This is a genomic window from Litorivita sp. NS0012-18 (assembly GCF_040371945.1).
GTDB lineage: Bacteria > Pseudomonadota > Alphaproteobacteria > Rhodobacterales > Rhodobacteraceae > Litorivita.
In genome coordinates this window covers 769,010-788,590 of record NZ_BAABWS010000001.1, presented here as the reverse complement: position 1 = coordinate 788,590, position 19,581 = coordinate 769,010, and the positions used below count along the sequence as shown (strand labels likewise).

Sequence of the window (19,581 nt, the reverse complement as noted above, 5' to 3'; positions counted from 1 at the left end):
GGGAAGGCGCGAGTGCTCTGTGCGCCCTGTTTTATGGGGAATTGCGCGCCCTCCTGCCATCGAGGCGTTGCGTATTGCCCGCCCCGTTGTAAAAACGCAAAGGCAGATGCGCGCGCCATGGCTTTACAAGCGCGCCCGCGCCACTACCCTGACAAACAACAGGATCGCGCGCCCGAGCGGGCAGCGCGCAGCAATGGCACCACAAGGGGAGCGGGAACGATGGAGAAATTTGGCAAGAGCCAGCCGGTCAAACGGCGCGAGGATCTACGTCTTTTGACCGGCCATGGCCGGTATGTGGACGATATAGCGCCGCAGGGCGCGCTTTTCGCGATGTTCTTGCGCTCCAGCGTTGCGCATGCGGTGCTCAAATCCATTGACGCAGATGCCGCGCGCGACATGGAGGGGGTGCATCTGGTGCTGACCGGCCAAGATCTGGCCGATGCGGGGATCACGCGCGGGCTTGATGGCACCACAATGCCGAACCGCGACGGCAGCATGGGGGCGGCCCCGAAACGGCCGATCTTGGCCGAGGGCAAGCTGCGCTTTGTTGGCGAGGCGATTGCGATGGTTGTCGCCGACAGCCGCGCGCAGGCGATGGATGCGATCGAGGCGATCGAGCTGGACTACGACGATTTGCCCGCGGTTCTGGCGCTTGCGCCGTCCGATGTCGCGATCCACGACGAGGCCCCCACCAACCGCGCCTATGATTGGGAGATCGGCGACGCGGAGGCGGCCGAGGCGGCTTTGAATGCAGCGGCCCATGTGGTGCGCATGGAGGTGGACGACAACCGCATCATCGTCAATTCGATGGAGCCGCGCGGCGCCTATGCGGAGTATGCGGACGGGCGTTTGCATCTGGCGGTCAACGGGCAGGGGGTTTGGGGCGCCAAAGCCTATCTTGGCAAGATCCTCAATATGGAGGCCGACACTATCCGCGTGACCAACCCCGATGTGGGCGGCGGTTTCGGGATGAAAGGCATGAGCTATCCCGAATATATCGCCATCAGCCACGCGGCGATGGTTCTGGGCCGTCCGGTGCGGTGGATGTCGGACCGGACCGAGGCGATGCTGTCCGATAATGCGGGGCGTGATTTGTCCCATTCGGTCGAGATGGGGTTTGACGAAAACCACCGCATCACCGCCTACCGCGTCAACACCCGCGCCAATCTCGGGGCCTATAATTCACAATTCGGCCAAGCGATCCAATCGCATCTTTTTGCCCGCGTGGTGATGGGCACCTATGATTGCCAGACGCTCTATATGAACACCCAAGGGTTCTACACCAACACCACCCAAGTCGATGCCTATCGCGGGGCGGGGCGGCCAGAGGCGATTTACCTGCTCGAACGGGTGATGGATATGGCCGCGCGCGAGTTGAAGGTCGATCCGTTCGAACTGCGCCGGATCAATTTCATCAAAGAGGGCGATTTTCCCTATACCACCGTCACGGGCGAAACCTATGACGTCGGGGCCTTCGGGCGTTTGCTCAACCGTGCGCAGGCCAAGGCGGATGTGGCAGGTTTCCCCGCCCGACGCGCCGCCGCAGAAAATAGAGGCAATTTGCGCGGTCTGGGCATTTGTTATTATATCGAAAGCATTCTGGGCGATCCTTCTGAAACCGCGAAAGTGGAATTTAACGAGGATGGCACGGTGAGCATCTATGTCGGCACGCAATCGGGCGGCCAAGGCCACGAGACGGTCTATGCGCAGTTCCTGTCGGATCAAACGGGTATTCCCGCCGATCTGATCGAGGTGGTGCAAGGCGACAGCGACCGCATTGCCAAAGGCGGCGGCACTGGCGGGTCACGCTCGGTCACGGTGCAAAGCACGGCCACTTTGGCCACCGTCGAGAAAATGGTCGAAGCCTTCCGGCCCTATCTTGCCGACAAAATGAGCGTCGAGGCGGCGCAAATCGAGTTTGACGCCGAGAGCTTCCGCGCCGCCGGATCGAACATGACGCCGACCCTTCTGGAGGCCGCAGAGATGGCGCGCAATGACGGGCGCACGGATCTGCTTGTGCACGAAGAAACCGCAACCCTGCCAGGGCGCTCCTATCCCAACGGCGCGCATATCTGCGAGGTCGAGGTGGACGGCGACACCGGCCAAGTGGCGGTCAAAGCCTATACCGTCGTTGATGATTTTGGTAATCTTATCAATCCGATGCTGGCCGAAGGTCAAGTCCACGGCGGCGTGGCCCAAGGCATCGGGCAGGCCTTGATGGAACATGTGGGATATGACGATGACGGGCAATTGCTCACGGCAACGTTCATGGACTACGCCATGCCGCGGGCAGATGATGTGCCTATGTATGGGTTCGAAACCCTGCCTGTCCCTTCAACGGCCAATCTCATGGGCATGAAGGGCTGCGGCGAGGCGGGGACCGTGGGGTCCATGGCCGCCACGGCCAATGCGGTGCTCGATGCGCTATGGAGCCGCGGCGTGCGGCGGGCGGATATGCCCTTCACGCCGGTTAGAGTATGGAAGTTGATGGAAGATGCGGTGGCGACAGCTCAATAAAGCGATATTCGCACGGCTCTGGCCGGGGCGGCGGCGGGGGAAATCCCAGCCCGCCCGCGCGGGGCGCGCCCCTATGGCGCATGTTGTCATCTTGGACGGCACCATGTCGTCGCTCGATGAAGGTCACGAAACCAATGCGGGGCTGACCTACCGGCTTTTGTCCGCCACAGGGGCCAGCGTCTATTACGAGGCAGGGGTGCAATGGGCTGATTGGCGCTCGACCCCTGATGTATTGATGGGGCGGGGCATCAACCGGCAAATCCGCCGCGCCTATGGTTGGCTCGCCAGCCGGTATCAGGACGGCGATACCATCTATTTGTTTGGCTATTCGCGCGGCGCCTATGCGGTGCGCAGCCTTGCGGGCGTGATCGACACCGTCGGTCTGTTGCGCAAGGACGCGGCGCATGAGCGCAACATCCGCGAAGCCTATCGCCACTATCAAGGCGCGGTCGGCGGAGAGGCCACAGCGGCCTTTCGCGCGGCCTTTTGTCATAGCGCTTGTTCGATCGAGATGGTCGGGGTTTGGGACACGGTCAAGGCGCTGGGCCTGCGGTTGCCGATCCTGTGGAAATGGTCCGAATCCGCCCATAGTTTTCACAACCACGAACTTGGCGCTTCGGTCAAACGCGGGTTTCACGCGCTGGCGCTGGACGAGACGCGATTGGCCTTTGAGCCAGAGCTATGGGACAGCCGCAAATGTGCCGCGGGCCGGATCGAACAGGTCTGGTTTCCTGGAAGTCATGGCGATGTCGGCGGGCAGATCAGCGGGCGGAGCGAGGCGCGGCCCTTGTCGAATATTGCGCTGGTCTGGATGTTGGAGCGCGCCGAGGCCTGCGGTTTGGCGCTGCCGAGCGGTTGGCGCGCCGGATTCAAGGTCGATCCAGATGCGCCCTCGGTGGGGACATGGCGCGGATGGGGCAAGCTGTTCTTGCTCAGGCGGCGCCGCCGCGTCGGGCGTGACCCCTCCGAGCGGCTGCATGGAACGGCAATGGGGCGCGATGTGTCGCTGGGCCTGCTGCAGCGCGCCGAGCCGGTGCAAAACACGCCGCATCGCGAGCCGCCAAATAACGTGCAGGCGGCCCCGCTTGCCCTGCCGTTTTCGGGCCGCGCGGAAACGGGGCTACATGTCGCGCGCAGCGCTCGTGGTTTTGGCTCTGCAATCGGCTCGGTTCTGGGCCATGGGATCGGTGCCTTGCTGCGCCGGATCGGTTAGCCGACCTTCATGATGATACAGGTGGTCGATCCGGTGGCGTAAAGCTTGCCGTCCTTCGCACCGCGAATTTCGCCATTGGCCACGCCGGTTGATCGGCCCGCATGTTGGATGGTCCCGACCGCCACAACCTCCATCCCCACGGGAATGGCGCGGGTGATATTTATCTTATATTCCAATGTGGTATAGACCGATCCTTTCGGCACCATGGTCATCACGGCGCAGGCCATGCAGCTGTCGAGAAGCGTGCCATACCATCCGCCATGCACCGTGCCCATCGGGTTTGTATGGGCAAACAGAGGTGCGCCGCGAAACACCACGCGGCCCTCTTCGACCGTATCAATCGTGTAATTCATGCCTTCGGAAATGGGCGGGCCGACGGTTTCACCGCGCAGCATCGCCTGCATCGATTCCAGCCCCGAACGCGACAAGGCGCGGCTTGGATCGGGCAGATCGGCGGGCGATTTCGCGTAGTTGCGGTTTTTCGGGGCAATATAGGGCGCATCGGTCATGGCGTGTCTCCTCATGGCGCGGGGCGCGCGCAAACCGGCCAAACGCAAATCGCGCCGCCCCTTTGTTGCACGCCAGAGTGGTGGGCAGGGCAGCGCGGTGCAAGGCAATGAGGCGGCGCAGCCGCCGCTGTTACGCGACGTTTTCGAGCGAGGCTTTCGGCGTCACGCCAAGCGCGTGGCACACATCGCGGGTCAGGGCCGGTTTGTTGAGCGTGTAGAAATGCAGATCCTCGACCCCGCCCTCCAACAAATCAGAGCACAATTCGGTGCATTGCGCGGTCGAGAGCAAGCCCTCTTGGCCTTGGGCGGTCGCGTTTTCAAAGGCATCGTCGAGCCATTGCGGCACCGAGGTGCCACAGCGGCGCGCAAAGTTGCGTGTGCCTTTCCAGTTTTCGATCGGCAAGATGCCCGGAATGATCGGCGCGTCGATTCCCGCTTTGACGCAGGCATCGCGGAAGCGAAAGAAGGTGTCGGCCTCGAAGAAAAACTGCGTGATGGCGCTATGGGCCCCTGCGTCGATCTTGCGTTTGAGAAATTCCACATCGGCGGCGGTGTCGCGCGCTTCGGGGTGTTTTTCGGGATAGGCGCCAACGCGCAGGCGGAACTTGCCCGTGTCGGCCAAGGCTTCGATCAATTCGATGGAATTGTTAAACCCGCCCGGATGCGGGGCGAACCCGTCGCTGCCCTTGGGCGGATCGCCGCGCAAGGCGACGATCTCGGTCACGCCAACCTCGGCGTAAGAGTTTGCAATCGCAAGGGTTTCTTCGCGTGTCGCCGAGACGCAGGTCAAATGCGCGGCCATGTTCAGCCCGTAGTTTTTGTGGATCGTCGCCACGGCATCATGGGTCAATTCGCGCGTCGTGCCGCCCGCCCCGTAAGTCACCGACACAAAGGTCGGGTCGAGCGGCGAAAGCGCGCGCACCGTATCCCAAAGCCGGAACGAGGCCTCAAGGTTTTGCGGCGGGAAGAACTCGAAGCTGATGTTCGGCGTCTTGGTCTGGGCGGTCTGTGTCATGTGGCACCTGATATAGATTTTCCACCTTGTCGCATAGATGCGATTGTGAAACAATTTCATAAATCTCAACACGAAGATGAAAGTGGCTCATGCGTGCATATTGAATTCCGGCATCTGCGCACAATCCGCGCCATTCATCAGGCGGGCGGTCTGGCACGTGCGGCGGATCAGCTGCACATAACACAGTCCGCGCTCTCGCACCAGATCAAGGGGTTGGAAGATCAGGCGGGCGTGGAACTTTTCGTGCGCCGCTCCAAACCTTTGAAGCTTTCGGCGGCGGGAATGCGTTTGCTCCGGCTGGCAGAGAAAATATTGCCCGAGATCGAGGCGCTGGAGGGTGAGTTTTCCGGCCTGCGTGACGGATCGGCGGGGCGGCTGCATATCGCAATTGAATGCCACGCCTGTTTTGAATGGCTGTTTCCGGTGCTTGAGCAGTTTCGCAAAAGCTGGGGCGATGTGGATGTCGATATCCGCCCCGGATTGGCATTTGACGCGCTGCCCGCCTTGCAAAAGGAAGAGGTGGATGTGGTGATCTCGTCCGATCCCGAGGATTTGCCCGGAGTGACCTTTACCCCGCTGTTTGACTATGCGCCTGTTTTTGTCGCCTCGGCCCAACACCCGCTGGCGCAAAAACCCTATATCGATGCCGAGGATTTTCGCGGTCAGACCTTGATCACCTATCCGGTGGATCGCGCGCGGCTTGATATATTCTCCGAATTGCTTACCCCCGCCAAAGTCGAACCCGCCGCGGTGCGTCAGGTGGAATTGACGGCCGTGATCTTGCTCTTGGTCGCGTCCAACCGCGGGGTTGCGGTTTTGCCCGATTGGGTGGTGCGCGAGGTGAAATATTCCTCTGATTATATCACCCGCCCGCTCACGGAAAATGGCGTGACCAAACGGCTTTATGCGGCCACGCGCAGCGATGATCTGGACAAACCCTTCATGGTGGATCTGATCCGTCTGGCAGGGATCGAGGCGCAAAAACTGCAACAGGCCTGAGGCGCATGGCTTCGCCTTAACCCAAAGGCCAATCAAAGCCTTGGCAAGCGCTGCGCTTCGGCGTATACGCGCGCCCTGACGCAAAGGAGCCAGTGACATGCAGAGCGCAAATCTCAACGTGATGATCAAAGCCGCCCGCAAGGCGGGCCGCTCCTTGGCAAAAGACTTCCGCGAAGTCGAGAACCTGCAGACCTCGACCAAAGGCGCGGGCGATTTTGTCAGCCGCGCCGATATCGCTGCCGAAAAGATCATCAAAGACGAATTGATGACCGCGCGCCCCACCTATGGCTGGCTGGCCGAGGAAGAAGGCGTCGAGGTTCAAGGCTCCGATCCGACCCGCCGCTGGATCGTTGACCCGCTTGATGGCACCACCAATTACCTGCATGGTCTGCCGCATTTCGCCGTCTCTATCGCCTTGGAACACAAGGGTAAAATTGTCGCTGGCGTGATTTATGACCCTTCCAAGGACGAATTGTTCTGCGCCGAAAAAGGCGAGGGCGCGTGGCTCAATGAAAGCCGTTTGCGCGTGTCCGGCCGCTCGCGCATGATCGAAAGCATCTTCGCCACAGGGCTGCCTTTTGCGGGCCGTGCCGATTTGCCCGAAACCTTGCAAGACCTCGCGCGGCTCTTGCCCGCAACGGCGGGCGTGCGCCGCTTTGGCTCTGCCGCGCTGGACCTCGCCTATGTGGCGGCGGGCCGCTACGAGGGGTTTTGGGAGCGCCGCTTGAAGCCGTGGGATCTCGCCGCAGGTTTGATTATCGTCAAGGAAGCAGGCGGTTTTGTCGAACCTATCGATGCGGGCCGTTCGATCATCGAGGATGGTCAGGTCATCGCCGCGAACGAGCCGATCTTCGACCAGTTTGCAAAAGTGATCCGCAAGGGCTGATCGGCGCCGCTTGTTTGCTGCCACTAACGATCGCTGGGATGATGGACCCCGTCCACCCATGGCACAGGGTCCAGATTGCGCGGGTTCATGCCCTCCAGACATCCGGCATTGACCCCGTATTCATTCGGGTTCGAGCGCCGTTGATGATGGGTGTAAATCCCGCAATGCGCGCAAAAATAGTGTTTCGCCGTCTGGGTTCCGAATTGATAAAGGCGCAAATCGTCTTGCCCTTTGATCACGTCGATCCCGTCCAAAGGCGCCGAAACGGCGATGGCGCCGCGGCGGCGGCAAAACGAGCAATCGCAGCGCCGCGCGCTGCTTAACCCGTCGCTGAGCCGCACGCGCAATTCAACTGCGCCGCAGTGGCAGGTCAGCTTGTGGGTCGCGGACTTGGTCATTTGCGCCTCACGCGCGGAATGCGGGTGCGGCTGATTTCATATTGCGCGTCCGGATGGGGCGGGTGACCATGGTGGCGGCTCCAAAACCGCGTCCCGCCGAGGCGCAGGAACAGCGGCAAGGTCAGCAGCACGCCGACCAAGAAACCACCCGAATGCGCCCAATAGGCGACGCCGCCCTCAAGCGGGTTGGAGCCGAAGCTTGAGAAAAGTTGCATCGCGAACCACAGGCCCAGAACCAGAACCGCAGGAACCGTGAAAACCCGAAAAAAGACGATGAAGATCAAGAGGATGTCGATTTTGGCCTTGGGGAAGAGCAAGATATATCCGCCCATCACCCCTGCAATCGCGCCCGAGGCGCCGACCGTTGGCACCATGGAGCTTGGCTCCGAGATCACCTGAATAAGCCCTGCGCCCACGCCGCTGGCCAGATAGAAGAGCAGATAGGGGATATGGCCCATCTCATCTTCGATATTGTCGCCGAAAATCCACAAGAACAGCATATTGCCCGCAAGATGCATCACTCCGCCATGCAAGAACATCGACGAGATCAGCGTGTGATACCCCGCGCCATCGCTGATCTGCGCGGGGATCACGGCCCAAGCGGCGAAAAATCCGTTCAAGGCGCGCGGGTCGGCAAACAGGCCCCAATAGCTTAGAAAGATTGCGACATTGGCCGCAATCAGCGCATAGGTGACAAAGGGCACGCGCCCCGACGGGTTGTGATCGCGGATCGGAAACATGCGTCTAGGCTGCGGGCATTTGCTTGCGCCGTCAAGCGGTTAACCTCTGGGCTGGCGCGGGTTTGGCGCGGCTCGGATCGGCGTCATGACATGGCCGACAAAAGCGCAGCATTGCCGCCCGCGGCGGTGGTGTCCACGCACAGGTGGCGCTCCAGCAGCGCATGGGCAGCATCGGGAGATCCGGTGATCAGGGGCACAATCGGACCGCTTCGGGCCGCGAGCGCTTGGGCGTAGGCCCTTGCAGCTGGCCCATCCTCCCAAAACAGCGCGCCGCCAAGGTCCTGCAGGTCCATCAGGCAAGCGGGGTCAACGCGGCCGTGCGCGAGCGCGGCGCGCCCGCCCAATGCGGTGATCATTCGGGCCTGCGCCTCGGCCGCGGCTGGTCCGGGGCCAAGGCAGAGGATCGGCGGGCGCGCGGCGAAACTCAGCCGGTTCAATTCACCGGTTGGCCCGCGTAACACTTGGGCGGGCGGCAGCGCCGATGAGGTCTTGTCGGCCGCACGCAGCGCCGCCTCGACATCGCGGCGGCGCATCGAACGCTCCCAAGGCGCGGCGCAGGCCTCGGGGCATGGCACGGGGGCAAAACGGGGCAGGTAATGCGGCCCGCCCGCTTTCGGTCCGGTGCCGGAAAGCCCTTCTCCGCCAAAGGGTTGGCTGCCGACAATGGCGCCGATCTGGTTGCGGTTGATATAGGTGTTGCCCGCATGGATTTGGCTGGCAATGGTCTCGACACGGTCGTCGATCCGGCTGTGTAACCCGAAGGTCAGCCCATAGCCGGTGGCATTCACATCAGCGATCACGCGGGGCAGATCGCGCGATTTGAACCGCGCGATATGCAAGACTGGGCCAAAGACCTCGCGCTCCAGATCAAGGATGCCCGAAACGCCGATGAGCGTGGGCGCGATGAACCTTGGCGCGGCGAGGCCATCAGGGGCGGCGGGGCGGGGCCCCTCGTGGATCACACGCCCCTTGCTGCGCGCAGCGTCGATATAATCGCGGATGTTGCGCGCCGCGTCGTCGTCGATGACCGGACCGCTGTCGGTGCTGATCTGCCACGGATCGCCGCTGCGCAACAGGTCCATCGCGCCAATGAGCATTTTGGTAAACTCATCGGCGATGTCCTCTTGCACATAAAGACAGCGCAGGGCCGAACATCGCTGCCCCGCCGATTGGAAGGCGCTCTCGACGACCGCTTGCACGGCCTGTTCGGGCAGGGCGGTGCTGTCGACGAGCATGGCGTTGAGCCCGCCGGTTTCGGCAATGAGCGGCGCACCTGCAGGGCCGTTTTCGGCCATGGACGCGCGGATTTTGAGCGCGGTGGCGGTGGAGCCGGTAAAGGCGACGCCGCCAAGATGCGCCGATGCAGTGATGGCCGCGCCGACATCCGGCCCGCCTGGAAGCAATTGCAAGGCGGTCTGCGGCACGCCTGCATCATGCATCAACCGCACGGCCAGATCGGCAATCAACGGGGTTTGCCCTGCGGGTTTGGCGATGACGGCTTGGCCCATGGCCAAGGCGGCGGCGATTTGCCCCGTGAAGATCGCCAAGGGGAAATTCCACGGAGAGATGCAGGCAAAAAACCGCGCCTGTCCCGTCGCCTCATAGGCATTGGCCGCGTAATACCTCAAGAAATCCACCGCTTCGCGCAGCTCGGCCACGCCGTCGGGCAGGGTTTTGCCCGCCTCGCGGGCCAGCAGGGCAAAAATCTCGCCGTGGTTTTCTTCAAAGAGGTCCGCGGCGCGGGTGATCGCGGCGCGGCGTGCGTCCAAGGGGGCGTCCCATGGCGCCGCCGCGGCAAAGGCGCGCTCAACATCGGCGGGGGTGGCGGCAACAACCTGCCCGACCGGCGCGCCGGTGGCAGGGTTGCACGTGGTAACGCTGTCGCGGGTGCCACTTTGCGCATTGGACAATCGCGGCCGCGCTTGCCACAGGGTCTCGGCGAACGGCGCGCGGGCGGCGTCAATCGCGGCAAGCGTTTGACGGTCGTCAAGATCCCAGCCTCGTGCATTGGCGCGTTCGGGGGCGAACAAATCGGTGCCCCGTAGAAGCGCATTCGCACGGGAGGCGCCGCGCTGTTCAAGCTCGGCAAAGGGATCGGAGGCCACGGTTTCGGGCGGCACATTTTCATCGACGATCTGGTTGACGAAGCTTGAATTTGCGCCGTTTTCAAGCAGGCGCCGCACCAGATAGGCCAAAAGATCGCGGTGCGCCCCGACGGGGGCATAGATGCGGCAGCGGGTGCCGTTTTGTTGGCGCAGCAATTCGTGCAAGGCCGCGCCCATGCCATGCAGGCGCTGGAATTCGAACTGGTCGTTTTGCGCGCCCACCTCGCGTGCGAGATGCAAGATCGCGGCGGCGCTATGGGCGTTGTGGGTGGCAAACTGCGGATAAAGATGCGCGCGCGCCTCCAGAAGCTTGCGCGCGCAGGCGATATAGCTGACGTCGGTTTCGGATTTTCGGGTCCAGACCGGAAAATCGGGCAGGCCTTTGACTTGGGCCTCCTTGATCTCGCTGTCCCAATAGGCCCCTTTGACGAGGCGCACCATAAGGCGGCGGTTGCGGGCTTTGGCCTGCGCGGTGAGCCAGTCGATGACGGCGCCCGCGCGCGGGGCGTAGGCTTGGACCACGACGCCGAAACCGTCCCAATCGGCAAGCGCCGGATCGGCCAGAGCCGCGTCGATCACATCTATGGACAGGGCCAGCCGCGCCGCTTCTTCGGCGTCGATGTTGAGGCCCATGCCCGCCTGTTTGGCCGCCGCGCAAAGCGCCACAACCCGCGGTGTCAGTTCCGCCAAAACATCCGGTTGCTGGGCCTCTTCATAGCGTGGATGAAGCGCCGAAAGCTTGATGGAAATACCAGGATTGCGACGCGGATCATCGCCGCAGCAGGCCGGAGAGATCGATTGTATGGCGGTCAGATAGGCGTCGAAATATCCGTCTGCATCGTGCTGCGTGCGGGCGGCTTCGCCGAGCATGTCATAGGAATAATGATAGCCCTTTTCCTCTTGCACCGCGGCGCGGCGCAATGCGGCACTGATATCCTCGCCGAGCACAAATTGCCGCCCCATTTCGCGCATGGCGCGCCCGACGGCGGCGCGAATGACCGGCTCGCCCAAACGGCGCACCGCGCCGCGCAGATGCGCCACCGGACCGCCCGAGGCCGGATTGAGCACCCGCCCCGTCAGCATCAAGGCCCATGTCGAGGCATTGACCAAGGGCGAGGTGGAGCGCCCCAAATGCCCCGCCCAATCGGAGGGCGCGATTTTGTCTTCGATCAGCGCGTCGATTGTCGGGCTGTCGGGCACGCGCAGAAGCGCTTCGGCTAGACACATCAAGGCGATGCCTTCCTCTGTCGACAGGCCGTATTCGGCCAAGAAGACCTCCATCAATCCCGGACTTGCATCGCGGCGAATATCGCGCACCAGTGACGCCGCTTGTGCGGCGATGGCGCGGCGTGCGTCTTCGCCCAATGCGGCGGTGCGGACCAGATGCGCCAGATGGGCGGGGCTGGTGTCATAGGTCTTGTGATCGATAGCGGGGCGGGAGGGGGATGAGTGCATTACGTGGCTCCGGTCATTTGAGCCATAGTATCGCGAAATTCCATTGCTAAGTTTCCGCATTTCTTCGATGCTGCAGTGAAACGGACTGAAATTTTCGGGTATGATGATGCAAAACGAGTTTTCCCAACTGGATCGCTTTGACCGGTCGATCTTGGCGATTCTGGCCTCGGACGGGCGGATATCGATCACCGATCTGGCCAAGCGGATCGGCCTGTCGAAATCCCCGACCCAGGCACGGCTGCGGCGGCTCGAAGAGGCGGGGGTGATCACGGGGTATCGCGCGACGGTCAATCCGATCCGGCTGGGCTTTGATCATGTGGCCTTTGTCGAGGTGCGGCTCAACGATACGCGCGAAGCGGCCTTGGCCGCCTTTAATACGGCGGTGGCTAAGGTGGGCGAGATCGAACAGGCACATTTGATCGCCGGAAATTTCGATTATCTGCTCAAGGTGCGCACGCAAGACATGGCGCAATACCGCCGCGTTCTAGCCGAGAGCATTTCGACGCTGCCGCATGTGGCCGCGACCTCGACCTATGTGGCGATGGAGGCGGTGAAGGAAAACGCGCTGGGCGACCAGCTTTAGAGCGCCGCCCCCCCTCGACGCACCAGCGGCGGGCGGCTATAGGAATGTCGCGTGCGGGTGTGATGGAATGGTAGACATACCGGACTTAAAATCCCTACTTCTGTGCGGTTAAACGCATACGGAACAAGGCGTTGCGACTGAGAGACTGTTTTGAAGCCCGATATAGGCCCAATGCAGAAAATTGAAGAAAACGCCAAATGCGGGCGTGGTGGAATGGTAGACACACCAGACTTAAAATCTGTTGGGCGTATGCCCGTGGGGGTTCGAGTCCCCCCGCCCGCACCAAAATCCTCAAGAAAATCAACCTATGAGAGCGCTCACCCCTTTCAATTGAATTGAGCTCTTAGTAACCTTGGAGAAAAATTGAGGTTTGTGCGGTTGGAATTATCCTTTAGTACCAAAGAAGTAAGACGGATTTGCAAAAACAGGAATTCCGCAGTTAAAAAACTGGGTAGTGAATGTGCGCGATTTCTTCACGATAGGTTGGCTGATATTGACGCCGTTGATGATGGTAGCGAACTGAAATTACTCTCGGGGCTTTTTCAACTTGACGATCAACTGGGCACGGTAACATCGGCTCTAAAAGCAAGGATTGTCCTGAAAGCTGAAGCTGGTCCAGCCAATGTCGTAAGGTCGAGCTCAGGTCAGATTGACTGGCAAGAGGTTGTTCGACTAAAGGTAGTTGAAGTCAGGGGAGCAGAATGAGTCGTACGCAACAATTCGTATCCGATTGGCAATCGAGCCCTGCATCTTCAATCGTTGATTTGCTAGATCTGAGCGGAAAGACGATGGACCAGCTAGTCTCCAACGTCGGCATAGGTGTTTTGGATATAGTTAAGGAAGATGCCGCTTTTGACCATGGTATGGCTTCGGCATTGGCTGAATTCCTAGGTGGAAGCGCACAGTTTTGGTTGCGGCGCGATCAAATTTTTCAAGAGCAACGCGGACTTCCGGACCTCCCTGATGAGAAAGAGTGGGTCCGTTCGCTGCCATATGCAGAAATGGCTCGGTTCGGATGGTTGCCGTCAACTAGATCAGCCGAAGAAAAAATCGAACATAGTCTAGATTTTTTTGAATGTGATAACTTGCGAGAGTGGCAGCAAAAGTATGAAAGCACCATCGCTGGAGTGGCATTTCGTACGACCTTTTCATTCGAAAATGATGCAGCTGCGACTTTGGCATGGTTGCGTAAAGGTGAGCAAATTGCGGCAATACGTGATCTTCCAGAATTTGATGCGGATAGTTTGCTGGAAAATGTCGACGGGATAAAAGCACTGTGCCGCAGGGCGAACCCAGGTGACTTTCTTCCAAAACTAGAAAGTATCCTTGCTGAGAGTGGTGTGGGTTTTGCTGTTGTTCGGGCCCCCAAAGGATGTCGTGCAAGTGGAGCAACTCGGATAGTTGAGAACAATAGAGCCATCTTACAACTTAGCTTTCGCCATTTGTCGGATGATCATTTCTGGTTCACGCTATTTCATGAAATAGGTCACTTAGTACTTCATCGCGAAACAAAGATGTTCCTTGAAGGCAACTTTGTAGACAGCGATGAGTTTGAAAGTGAGGCAAACAGTTTTGCCTCTGACGTCTTAGTGCCAATGGAATACCGTCCCTTACTTGCCAAAGTAAAAATTTCGGCAAAACCATTGATAGCTTTGGCGTATAAGCTTGGAATTTCTCCTGGCATTCTTGTCGGCCAAATGCAGCATGCGGAACAAATACACCCCTCCAAAATGAATTTTCTCAAGCGACGGTACAAATGGAATTAAGTTCGGCGCTACTAACCAACGAAGTGCGTATATAGGCTTGGATTCTTCTGCCAATTGCAGAGTGAATCCTCTAATTCTTGCATACCCAAATTAAGAAAGTCGCCTATCTCGATAAGCTTTGCTTCGAGAGTTCCTGCAGGCGTTGTCCCATCCCGTTGCCCATCGATAAGCAAGTGAGCTCCTTTTCGTGGCCCTGTCGCATTCTTAATGTATGTTTTTCCTGGGACAATTGGGGCCAGGTCTAACTTGCCAAGCATGCAAACGTGATCGAAGGTTCCCAATCGGCCAAAGCGCACGACATTTGCGCTCATCAATGAGAAAAAGCGATCGAAGACCGCCGTTGGGTTCTGACCTACTTCGGTTTGTATAGCGTTCAACAGTGCTGAATGCCCGCCAAACTGGTTAACCCAATTCACATATGACGATACTACCAGTCCAGTATGGTTCTGCTTGGTCACGTCTAGGGATTCGTATTTTCGATGGTTACTAAAATGATAGTGATTTTGGCCGTTAAGCATCACCTGCTGATTGTTGGTCAACCAGTTGGTGAACTGACCAGGATTGGCTGACACATTTGCCCAGGACCACGGGTTCGGTGACTGTAGTCCGCTATAAACCGCAGCAGCTAGGCGCCAGCCATAAGTTTCATGCTTTCCGCAATGCGTCCCCAGAAAAGCAACCCAATGGGCCTCATCAAATTGACCGGTATTCCTAAAGTGTACGGCCGCTCTCAGGGGGTCAAATAGACCGCTCAAGGGGTCGCTTCGAGCAGCAACTACGGGTCTGATAGATATTGAGCGCACAAACTGAGTTCTTCGGAGGCTATCAATAATTTGCAACGTAAGTACACGCCGATGTTGAGGTGACGCGACCCCAGGCAATGCCGTCACATTTTGACTGAAATCAAGCAACCGTGTGTCGAGTTGGGTGGCGAGATCTCTATATTGGCCAGGCATTATTGTTTCTCCAATGGTAGTTCAGGTTGTTCCGGACGAAGCGCTGCTCGGCGTTCGAATTTCCTAGCATAAGATTCGTAGACATCTGAAACCATTTCATTTTTCAACGAAATGATAGCGCGTTTGTCTGCACCAGATTTGTTTAAAGAATAGATTTGCAATATTCGAATAAGATCTGCCCAAAAAGGCTCAACTTGATCCTTCAGGTCTCGGATGGATGCACCACTTTTTAACCTCAAGGAAGCCTCAGCCTTCTTAACAATCTCGATGCTCTCCCAAGGGTCCTTTTTGGGCATCAAAGGCATAGGCCTTGTATCTTGAAAGCCTTCCGAAAGATAGCGCTGGGCAGCCTCAACATTGGGTTCGTACAGGTGCAAGCTTCCTACTGAGTGCCTATAAAAACCGAGTTCGGTTTCCAGGCTACGAGCCATTACCTCTTGAAGCATTGTGAAAGAAAATATGTCATGCGGTAAGCCAACGTAAGCATCATTTGACCGCATGTATGTTATCATGTTCAGCCGTCCATTTCTAATCATGAACTGCATTGTGCAAGTACAGGGAATGTCATTGTAGTCCGCCACCAAATCGCGAGCTTCAAAAAGCTGTATAGCGGCCCTTCGGGATGTAGGCTTCCTACGCAGCAATTGAATAACATTTTCAATCTGGTTTTGACCGTTACTACTCAATAACCGCGGGCCGTATGCGCCGTGTATTGTCTTGGTGTCATCAGATGCTTTGTCATACCTTGCTAAATAGTACTGAATGAAGTCCAGCTGATCAGAACCATTTAGGTACCAAAGCAATTCCCCCAAACAAGACGCCAGAATCTGACGCGACTCAGATCGACTCAGCCTTGCCCGAGGATATCTTAGACCAAGGGTCACCCCAAATTCTTCGTAATTCCAACCCTTGGTCGCTTTGACACGTTTCTTGCCATCGAGAAGCATTTCGAAAACCTTATGCATCAGGTCATCTAAATTATTGGCTGCGATGTAAGTCACTAAGAACAATGCTTCTTTGTAAATGCTGATATAGAGATCAACTTAGAGTGGAAGGCGTGATAGGGCAATCTGGAGAATGAAGCTTCTCATGGTTTTTCAATATTTGGATACGAAGTCTCGTGATGTAGGCAAGAAACGTAATGTAAATCAATTGATTGCAAGTTTCGTTGGCTTTGGAGGCCCAAAATAGACCAATGTGATCGCATTCGACTACTGTTGCCTGGTTCGGTTGCCACTCAGTTCACCAAACGGAACGAGAAAAGCCCACGCCTTTCGCAGACGCGGGTCTTTCTAGTGGTCAAGCTTTCAGCAGATAGATCGTACCAGGTCTGGGCAACAGCGGGCCATCCGTCGGGAAGATGGCCTCGAATTGTGCCCGCGTGACCTTCAAGGTGCGCACAGCTTGACCAGTTTTAGGTGGGTGGTTTGGGTTGAACGCCGCCGTAAAACCAAGGCCATTCAAGAAGGCCTGCATCAATCGGCAACCAAGTACATCGTGCTTGCGTCAGGTTCGGCAAGTGCATCGTATTCGGCCTGCGTCACTGACACGATATTGTCGATCTTGCGGGTCGTTGGCACCTTTGCCTGCGCCTCGTCAGATTTAACGACCGGGTTGTCCATGTCGCCGACAAACACACCGCCCGTAAAAAGTTGGGTCTGTCTCGTTTTCTGTGTCATATCAGTTCCCTACCCTTAGTAGATTGTGGGCCTCGGCCACGTCCATTGAAGTGACGCCGTTGCGCTCAAGTTCTTGGGCATCGTCTCGCGTCTTCATAAGTTGGATACCAATCGCGGTATCCAGTGCGCGGCCATAGGCCTTTTCGAAGGTCTCGTCCTCTGCCTGCATGGACTTGGCCATATCATCGAGAGCCGTTTCAGCCGCTTCCCGATTGGACCGAGCCGCTTTTTTTACATCGTTGTGGTTCATCGTTTTCCCCATATTTGCGGCCGCTCGTGTGGTCTCGACTAGTTGTTCAAGCTGCTCGACCTCTTGGGCCAATTCAGCGACCTCTTGGGCTTCGGCCTCATCCCGGGCCAATCGCTGCAATGCGTCTTCAAGTTCTTTGCGTCGCTGTTCCAATTTGGCCAGCTCAGCAGCGTGCTTTTCGCCTTCGATGCTCATCGTGCAGCCTCCATTTGTTCAAGTTCTTTTTGTGCTTGCTTCGACACATTAGGCTGTGGCGAGGAGGCTTGGACGCGCAAGAGTTCGACTTGCAGGCTGTCAGAGACACGCCCCTCGGCATCCGCCAAAGAGCTTGCGTGGCGTTCACGAATTGGGGTGTCGATGCCAAGGGAACGTGTGAGTTTTACGCCACCGACTTGGATCATGGCTTTGACCAGTGGTTCAGCTGTACGGTTGTTTGTCAGCGCCCGCTCAACTGCTGTTACGTCGCCGCCAGCACCAGAGACTTGTCCAACGTCTTTGCGCAGAGCTTCTGTGTATGCGGTCCAGTTTGCTGCTAAATCAGCCAATGCTTGATCTACGGCCTTGGCCAGTTTTACCCGATCACGTGTCGCGTCCAATGCAGCTTCAGCACGGCGCTTTCGATTGGTGCGTTCTCCATTCTCACTGGCCGTGCTCAGTCGAGCGGTAAGTTCAGCAATGGCATCATCCACGATGGAGATGCGTTCAGCCAGTGCGGCGGCGAACGCGGTTGGCTTATTGCCAGCGATCAGGGCTTCACGCGCTTCTGTGCGGGCGGTTTCAAGTTCACCTGTGAGGCGCAGTTTTTCAGCCCGCAGCTCAACAAGCCGTTTGTCTATTTGATTTTTGTCCATGGCATCCTCGGTTCAAAATGTCGGTGAGCTACAAGGCCAGCCAGCCTATCAGCCGCTCCGCGCTGGCCCCGTAGCGAGCTGAGTCCAGGAAAAGAAGGAAAACGAACCGCAGCACGATTACAGATTGCCGTGTCTGTCTGCTATGGGGGACCAGCGTTTGACATTCGTGCGTTAAATGTTGGCGGCGTCGTCACACAATAGGTCCAGCTCCATTTGTCTAATGAGGTCAATGGGTGCACCTACTGTCGTAAGAAACTGCCCCGGGTTGTCTTGAATGTCAGACCGATATGAACGCCATACCCTTACGTTGGGACAATCCAAGCCAGCGACCAGATTGGGCCTGCGTTCAGGCTTCAGAATGAAGGCGCTTTAAGTGGTTGATCGGGAAGGTTTATTCACGGCCATAGAGAAACAAAAGGATTAGAGATCACTGATACCAAGCTGTTTGGCGGATATGAGCGAGCAGGTTCGCCCGCGTTTCTTCGTCAATATCACCCCTGACCTCGATCGTCGAAATGGCCTCATCGCGTATTCTGGCGTTCCGCCAGGGTACAGCTTCCGCCTTTGTTTTAAGTTCTTTCAAGAGGCCCGTGTCGGGCGCATTGATATGGCCGAGCGTAACACGGCATGTAATCGTGCCACCTTCAAACGGCAGCGTGGCCACACCGCTTGGCAAGACACAACAGATTTGGATTTCAGGCCATTCAGTCATTTTCTGTCTCCTCAGTGTTTTCGGTCACGAATTCGGCGTCGACCACATCGGTAGCCGTAGAAGGCCTGACAAGCTGTGGCATCGGCTTTGGCGCAGCATGAACGTGCGTTTCGTTTTGCACAGTAATTGATGTCTTGGCTGAGCCGTCTGCAGAGGGCAGGGCCTTGTCCAAAAGTTTGACCAGAACACGGGCATCAACGTGCGAGACGTCATACTCCAAAACCTTCTCGAAATTGTCATCCAGAACGGGTTGACCGTTCTCATCAAGCAATTCAACCCATCGGCCCAAACCCATTGTGCGGGCGGTTTCAACAACCTCTTCACGCATGCCATCCATGCTGACACGTAATGCAAGGTCCCACGCTGTGGCTACGTCAGGATCGGTCAGCCTCCAATGGTAAGCAGCACTTCGGCTCACGCCCGCCCGCATGCTGGCCAACCTGACATTTCCCGTCTGGGCAAGTTCGGTCAGGAACTCCCGCTTGGTTTCGATTGTGATCGGCTCAACACGCCGATTGCCTACCTTAAGAGGCAGGCTGAGTTGTCGTCCTTGCATTCGTTTCTCTCAATGCAGTTTTGTAATTGCAGATTGCCTGCGTGTTGTTTGTATCCACCAAGCGCGTCACCATTGGGCCTCACGCTGGGTCTCGTTTTTGCCTCCCCTCAAGTGCATGAACGGAAAGGAAAAATGAGACCCTTTACGGGGTGAAGGACTGTTGATCCCTTAATGGCAGCCGTGAAGCAGGTGCTTGATTGCTTGATTGCTTGATTGCTTGATTGCTTGATTGCTTGATTGATTATGATGTCAGATTGTCGTGGTTTTGAATCCTGGGGAACCAGCGTGTCTGATTGTTGCTCAAAGCACATGCCCAGAGGGCTTTGGCAATCTATGATCCAGATACATCCAGCCTGCCCGCAGAAAACCAAGTGGGATATCGACTTCAGGG

At 57.8% G+C, this 19,581-nt stretch carries 18 protein-coding genes and 1 tRNA gene; 7 read left to right on the top strand and 12 right to left on the bottom strand.

Annotated elements, in window-relative coordinates; genetic code table 11:
- The first annotated feature begins 219 nt into the window (after positions 1 to 219).
- Together ABWV64_RS03745 and ABWV64_RS03740 are read left to right on the top strand one after the other, a co-directional pair.
- Positions 220 to 2,517, top strand: a complete 2,298-nt coding sequence (locus tag ABWV64_RS03745; protein ID WP_353342939.1) for a xanthine dehydrogenase family protein molybdopterin-binding subunit — start codon at positions 220 to 222, stop codon at positions 2,515 to 2,517.
- Positions 2,495 to 3,730: a T6SS phospholipase effector Tle1-like catalytic domain-containing protein gene (locus ABWV64_RS03740; RefSeq protein WP_502902609.1), complete on the top strand. Its 1,236-nt coding sequence runs from the start codon at positions 2,495 to 2,497 to the stop codon at positions 3,728 to 3,730. The genes ABWV64_RS03745 and ABWV64_RS03740 overlap by 23 nt, the downstream gene beginning before the upstream one ends.
- Here the strand turns inward: ABWV64_RS03740 and ABWV64_RS03735 are convergent.
- The gene (locus ABWV64_RS03735) at positions 3,727 to 4,239 is read right to left on the bottom strand and encodes a PaaI family thioesterase (protein ID WP_353342938.1); all 513 of its coding nucleotides are present in this window, start codon (positions 4,237 to 4,239) and stop codon (positions 3,727 to 3,729) included. The genes ABWV64_RS03740 and ABWV64_RS03735 overlap by 4 nt on opposite strands.
- 130 nt (positions 4,240 to 4,369) lie before the next feature.
- Positions 4,370 to 5,254, bottom strand: a complete 885-nt coding sequence (metF, locus tag ABWV64_RS03730) for a methylenetetrahydrofolate reductase [NAD(P)H] (RefSeq protein WP_353342937.1) — start codon at positions 5,252 to 5,254, stop codon at positions 4,370 to 4,372.
- Positions 5,255 to 5,347: 93 nt separating this feature from the next.
- Here metF and ABWV64_RS03725 point away from each other — a divergent pair, with 93 nt between their 5' ends.
- Both ABWV64_RS03725 and ABWV64_RS03720 read left to right on the top strand, forming a co-directional pair.
- Positions 5,348 to 6,253: a LysR family transcriptional regulator gene (locus tag ABWV64_RS03725; protein ID WP_353342936.1), complete on the top strand. Its 906-nt coding sequence runs from the start codon at positions 5,348 to 5,350 to the stop codon at positions 6,251 to 6,253.
- A 97-nt stretch (positions 6,254 to 6,350) separates the two neighbouring features.
- Positions 6,351 to 7,139, top strand: coding sequence for an inositol monophosphatase family protein (locus ABWV64_RS03720; RefSeq protein WP_353342935.1), 789 nt, complete (start codon positions 6,351 to 6,353; stop codon positions 7,137 to 7,139).
- A 23-nt stretch (positions 7,140 to 7,162) separates the two neighbouring features.
- Here the strand turns inward: ABWV64_RS03720 and ABWV64_RS03715 are convergent, their stop codons facing one another.
- The 3 genes from ABWV64_RS03715 to putA form a co-directional block, all read right to left on the bottom strand.
- Entirely contained in the window at positions 7,163 to 7,537 is a 375-nt protein-coding gene (locus ABWV64_RS03715) for a GFA family protein (protein ID WP_353342934.1), read from the bottom strand.
- Positions 7,534 to 8,277: a rhomboid family intramembrane serine protease gene (locus ABWV64_RS03710; RefSeq protein ID WP_353342933.1), complete on the bottom strand. Its 744-nt coding sequence runs from the start codon at positions 8,275 to 8,277 to the stop codon at positions 7,534 to 7,536. The genes ABWV64_RS03715 and ABWV64_RS03710 overlap by 4 nt, the downstream gene beginning before the upstream one ends.
- 83 nt (positions 8,278 to 8,360) lie before the next feature.
- Entirely contained in the window at positions 8,361 to 11,837 is a 3,477-nt protein-coding gene (gene putA / locus ABWV64_RS03705) for a bifunctional proline dehydrogenase/L-glutamate gamma-semialdehyde dehydrogenase PutA (RefSeq protein WP_353342932.1), read from the bottom strand.
- 100 nt (positions 11,838 to 11,937) lie between these two features.
- On the opposite strand from putA, the gene ABWV64_RS03700 reads away from it, so the two are divergent.
- The 3 genes from ABWV64_RS03700 to ABWV64_RS03690 all read left to right on the top strand — a co-directional run bounded on the left by ABWV64_RS03700 (position 11,938) and on the right by ABWV64_RS03690 (position 14,186).
- Positions 11,938 to 12,420, top strand: a complete 483-nt coding sequence (locus ABWV64_RS03700) for an Lrp/AsnC family transcriptional regulator (protein ID WP_502902608.1) — start codon at positions 11,938 to 11,940, stop codon at positions 12,418 to 12,420.
- Between the two features lie 199 nt (positions 12,421 to 12,619).
- Positions 12,620 to 12,705: transfer RNA gene (locus tag ABWV64_RS03695), tRNA-Leu, on the top strand.
- A 416-nt stretch (positions 12,706 to 13,121) separates the two neighbouring features.
- Positions 13,122 to 14,186, top strand: a complete 1,065-nt coding sequence (locus tag ABWV64_RS03690; protein WP_353342931.1) for an XRE family transcriptional regulator — start codon at positions 13,122 to 13,124, stop codon at positions 14,184 to 14,186.
- Between the two features lie 11 nt (positions 14,187 to 14,197).
- Here ABWV64_RS03690 and ABWV64_RS03685 read toward each other — a convergent pair whose 3' ends face one another.
- The 7 genes from ABWV64_RS03685 to ABWV64_RS03655 form a co-directional block, all read right to left on the bottom strand.
- Positions 14,198 to 15,142 carry an alpha-glutamyl/putrescinyl thymine pyrophosphorylase clade 3 protein gene (locus ABWV64_RS03685; RefSeq protein ID WP_353342930.1) on the bottom strand — a complete coding sequence of 315 codons (945 nt, stop codon included), beginning with the start codon at positions 15,140 to 15,142 and terminating at the stop codon, positions 14,198 to 14,200.
- Entirely contained in the window at positions 15,142 to 16,143 is a 1,002-nt protein-coding gene (locus tag ABWV64_RS03680) for a thymidylate synthase (RefSeq protein ID WP_353342929.1), read from the bottom strand. The genes ABWV64_RS03685 and ABWV64_RS03680 overlap by 1 nt, the downstream gene beginning before the upstream one ends.
- A gap of 474 nt (positions 16,144 to 16,617) precedes the next feature.
- A complete protein-coding gene (locus ABWV64_RS03675) occupies positions 16,618 to 16,821 on the bottom strand; it encodes a phage upper tail fiber protein (protein WP_353342928.1) in 204 nt (67 codons plus the stop codon).
- Between the two features lies 1 nt (position 16,822).
- Positions 16,823 to 17,266 (bottom strand): hypothetical protein, encoded by a 444-nt coding sequence (locus tag ABWV64_RS03670; RefSeq protein WP_353342927.1) that lies wholly within the window; start codon positions 17,264 to 17,266, stop codon positions 16,823 to 16,825.
- Positions 17,263 to 17,922, bottom strand: a complete 660-nt coding sequence (locus tag ABWV64_RS03665; RefSeq protein WP_353342926.1) for a hypothetical protein — start codon at positions 17,920 to 17,922, stop codon at positions 17,263 to 17,265. Before ABWV64_RS03665 ends, ABWV64_RS03670 begins: the two co-directional genes overlap by 4 nt.
- A 427-nt stretch (positions 17,923 to 18,349) precedes the next feature.
- The gene (locus tag ABWV64_RS03660; protein ID WP_353342925.1) at positions 18,350 to 18,634 is read right to left on the bottom strand and encodes a hypothetical protein; all 285 of its coding nucleotides are present in this window, start codon (positions 18,632 to 18,634) and stop codon (positions 18,350 to 18,352) included.
- Complete coding sequence (locus tag ABWV64_RS03655; RefSeq protein WP_353342924.1) at positions 18,627 to 19,190, bottom strand: hypothetical protein; 564 nt, start codon at positions 19,188 to 19,190, stop codon at positions 18,627 to 18,629. The genes ABWV64_RS03660 and ABWV64_RS03655 overlap by 8 nt, the downstream gene beginning before the upstream one ends.
- Positions 19,191 to 19,581: the final 391 nt, after the last annotated feature.